The sequence below is a fragment of the Salinivibrio sp. PR919 genome, assembly GCF_001995355.1.
Lineage (GTDB): Bacteria > Pseudomonadota > Gammaproteobacteria > Enterobacterales > Vibrionaceae > Salinivibrio > Salinivibrio proteolyticus.
Map to the genome: position 1 here is coordinate 1 of NZ_MUFL01000148.1, position 3,211 is coordinate 3,211.

At 50.3% G+C, this 3,211-nt stretch carries 4 protein-coding genes; 1 reads left to right on the forward strand and 3 read right to left on the reverse strand.

Annotation, left to right across the window (positions count from 1 at the left end):
* Together BZG83_RS16110 and BZG83_RS16115 are read right to left on the reverse strand one after the other, a co-directional pair.
* The coding region (locus BZG83_RS16110) for a thermostable hemolysin (RefSeq protein WP_158074985.1) at positions 1-526 on the reverse strand (526 nt) is incomplete at its 3' end.
* Positions 510-1,127: a thermostable hemolysin gene (locus BZG83_RS16115; protein ID WP_077482071.1), complete on the reverse strand. Its 618-nt coding sequence runs from the start codon at positions 1,125-1,127 to the stop codon at positions 510-512. The genes BZG83_RS16110 and BZG83_RS16115, both read right to left, overlap by 17 nt.
* A gap of 208 nt (positions 1,128-1,335) precedes the next feature.
* On the opposite strand from BZG83_RS16115, the gene BZG83_RS16120 reads away from it, so the two are divergent.
* Positions 1,336-1,845, forward strand: a complete 510-nt coding sequence (locus BZG83_RS16120; RefSeq protein WP_077482073.1) for a cytochrome b/b6 domain-containing protein — start codon at positions 1,336-1,338, stop codon at positions 1,843-1,845.
* A 174-nt stretch (positions 1,846-2,019) separates the two neighbouring features.
* Here the strand turns inward: BZG83_RS16120 and BZG83_RS16125 are convergent, their stop codons facing one another.
* Positions 2,020-3,207, reverse strand: a complete 1,188-nt coding sequence (locus BZG83_RS16125; RefSeq protein ID WP_077482075.1) for an acetate kinase — start codon at positions 3,205-3,207, stop codon at positions 2,020-2,022.
* Positions 3,208-3,211: the final 4 nt, after the last annotated feature.

A 3,211-nucleotide genomic window follows, 5' to 3' on the forward strand; every position in this document is an offset into this window, starting at 1 on the left:
CACGAGGCATCCGCGTGTAGTAGTTGCCCCATTGATCAGTGGCGGGCTGTAGACGACTCGCTTCCGCATCGGTCAGTAGATGGGGCTCAAGGCCAAATCGTCGCATGAGTGCATATAGCGGTGCGTCTACGTCTCGTGCATGACATGGTAATCCCGCCAATGTAGTCACAGATGCATGGCTTAATGAGACATCAGGATGTGGCGAGCCGATCACCCAATCTACCCCTGCCGTATCCAAGACATGCTGTTGTTGTTCAGCCGTAAAAAAGGGCGGGATCGGCACAATTGAAATACCTGCATACGCAGCGGCAAGATCGATCAATACCCAACTAACACTGTTGTCACCGGCAAGCCCAATCATCTGTGTATCGAGCGCCAATAGCGTTTCACTCAGCGCCCTGATCCGTCCCCAAAGCGCTTGGTAGGTCAGTATCAGGCAGTCGCCAGATGCATCCGACCCGTGAATGGCAACCTGATCAGGTTGGGATCTGGCATAGTCAGCCAAACGTTCAAATAAGACGCGCATTAGCATTCTCCGTATGACAGTGTTTAGACACAATCCGCGCCAACTGCTCAGCACCTTGAGCAAGGTTACCGGCACAGACACGAGGCATCCGCGTGTAGTAGTTGCCCCATTGATCAGTGGCGGGCTGTAGACGACTCGCTTCCGCATCGGTCAGTAGATGGGGCTCAAGGCCAAATCGTCGCATGAGTGCATATAGCGGCCCTGTGGCGGTAAATACACACCATAGGTATCCGTGTGATAGCAGCCGATTCGCTAAAGCGTGGAAATGTGGTAGTGACGTTCCCGAAGAGAATGAGGCCAGTTGCCCAAACTCAATCACTGAGTTACGTGTGATCATTTGCTGATAGTGAGCGCTAAGTACGTCAGCCACATCGTCGGTAAGGTATTGTTCGAGAAAAAGCGGCTGATACGCAGCAGGGCGATAGCCGCACACCGACAATAAGCGATCGTCTTGTCCTCTCAGGCAGGACAAATAAGGCATGAAGGTGGTAATTGTCGCGTTGAAGGCTTGTTGATAGCGTTCAGCAATATACGCCTCTATTTCAGCGCGATTCGCTGAGTCTGGTGTAACAATGTCAAATCGACTCGCTGAATTAACCATAGCGGTGACATCCTTTATTGGCTGATTGTCACTGAGCTTACGGCGCGATACTTAAGAAAAGCTTAAGAATCTCCTCCTGCCGATAAAAAATGCACCCCAAAAATCTATCCAATTRTAAAATATAACTTTTTTATTTTTTTCCCCTCTTAAGTGATTCTTAAGTTTCCTCTCATAGAGTGAAGACATCACCACATGAGAGGACATTATCATGACCGCTAACACCCCACGACCATTTAAATGGGACAGAGTCGTCCGGTTCAGCCATTGGCTGATTGCTGCATTATTCTTTGCCAATATGAGCGTCACGGAAGAAGGCAGTGACATTCATCGCTGGTTTGGGTACGTGATCCTTGGGGCCATTGTCTTACGTCTGATTTGGGGAATGCTCACGCATTCAGAAGCACGACTAACCCGTTTTATTCCCTCGCTTTCTGCCGCTCGTGCTCACTTCAGCAACCTTATACGCGGACGTGATCATACAAGCTCAGGTCATAACCCTGCCGCAGCACTTATGATTTGGAGTCTTTGGGGATTGCTTCTCGTCACCATTTTGACTGGCTGGACAATGACGCAGTCAGGTGAAGAGCTCGAATGGTTAGAAGAAGTCCATGAGTTTGCTGTCAACGCAACCCTGGTCCTCGTCACTATCCATGTTAGCGCCGCCATTTTGATGAGTCGTTTTGGTAAGCGTAACTACATTAAATCTATGCTGCGTTAAGTGGTGCAAAGATGACAAGCCTTCGCAATTTTAGACCTATTATCGTTTTCTTTTCTCTTGCGCTCGTCCTGCTTAGCCTATCGAGAGTCGGCTTGCTTGTTTGGCAAGATCATGGCGAGTGACCACAAAAAAGCGAGCCTTGAGGCTCGCCTGAAATCCGAGGAGGTGCGACAGTTAGGCCATTGCCATGGCTTGTTGTGCGATCACTAACTCTTCGTTGGTTGGGATCACCAATGCAAGCGGTGACGTTTGAGTGGTGATTTGCCCTGCGGCACCAAAACGCGCGGCGGCGTTGGCATCGGTATCTGCTTGATAGCCGAAAATGGCTAGCTCCTTGAGGATCATTTCACGGACTGGCAGTGAGTTTTCRCCAATTCCGCCTGTGAAAACAATCGCATCCAGGCGGGATAACGGCACCATGTAACTTGCGATGAATTTTGCAACGCGATAAGCGAACATTTCTAGCGCCAATTGAGCGCCTTTATGGCCTTGCTCTGCCGCCTCGACCAAGCCTCGGCAATCGTTCGTTAATTCCGAAACACCGAGTAAACCGGCTTTATCGATCAGCTCATGGTGGATTTGATCCATGCTGAGCCCTTTTTTCGACAAAAACTCTAGAATAGATGGGTCAATATCACCACAGCGTGTGCCCATCATCAAACCGGCTAAAGGCGTAAAGCCCATGCTGGTATCGACACTTTGACCGTCTTTGACCGCACACAAAGAGGCACCGTTACCAAGGTGTACGGTGATTACGTTGGTTTGTTCAGGCGCTTGGTTAAGCCATTTAGCCGCTTCACGGCTTACATAATAATGGCTGGTGCCGTGGAAACCGTAGCGGCGAATACCGTAATCGTTGTAGAGCTGACGCGAGATCGCGTAATGGTACGCTTTTTCTGGCATGGTTTGATGGAATGCCGTATCGAAAACCGCCACTTGCGGCAAGCTTGGGAAGGCTTTGCGCGCCGCTTTAATGCCCACCACATGTGCTGGATTATGCAGTGGCGCCAGGGCTTTTAGCGCATCGATTTGCGCCAGTACGGCATCATCAATCAGGGTGGCTTGGCTGAAGGTTTCACCGCCATGTACCACACGGTGGCCAACGGCCTGCAGTTTGTCACTTAATTGGTTGCTTTCGATAAGGCCCACAATGATGTCCATGGCCTCTTGGTGGTGGTTGCTTCCTGCACTTAAGGTTTTCTCGGTTTTTTCACCGTCGACTTTCCAGCTCATCCGCGCGTCATCGCGCCCAAAGCATTCTCCAGCGCCGGAAATCACAGCATCGCCAGTTTGCGCATCCATCAGGGCAAATTTTAACGACGAGCTACCTGAATTAATAACGAGTACCAGTGCATCACTCATAGGG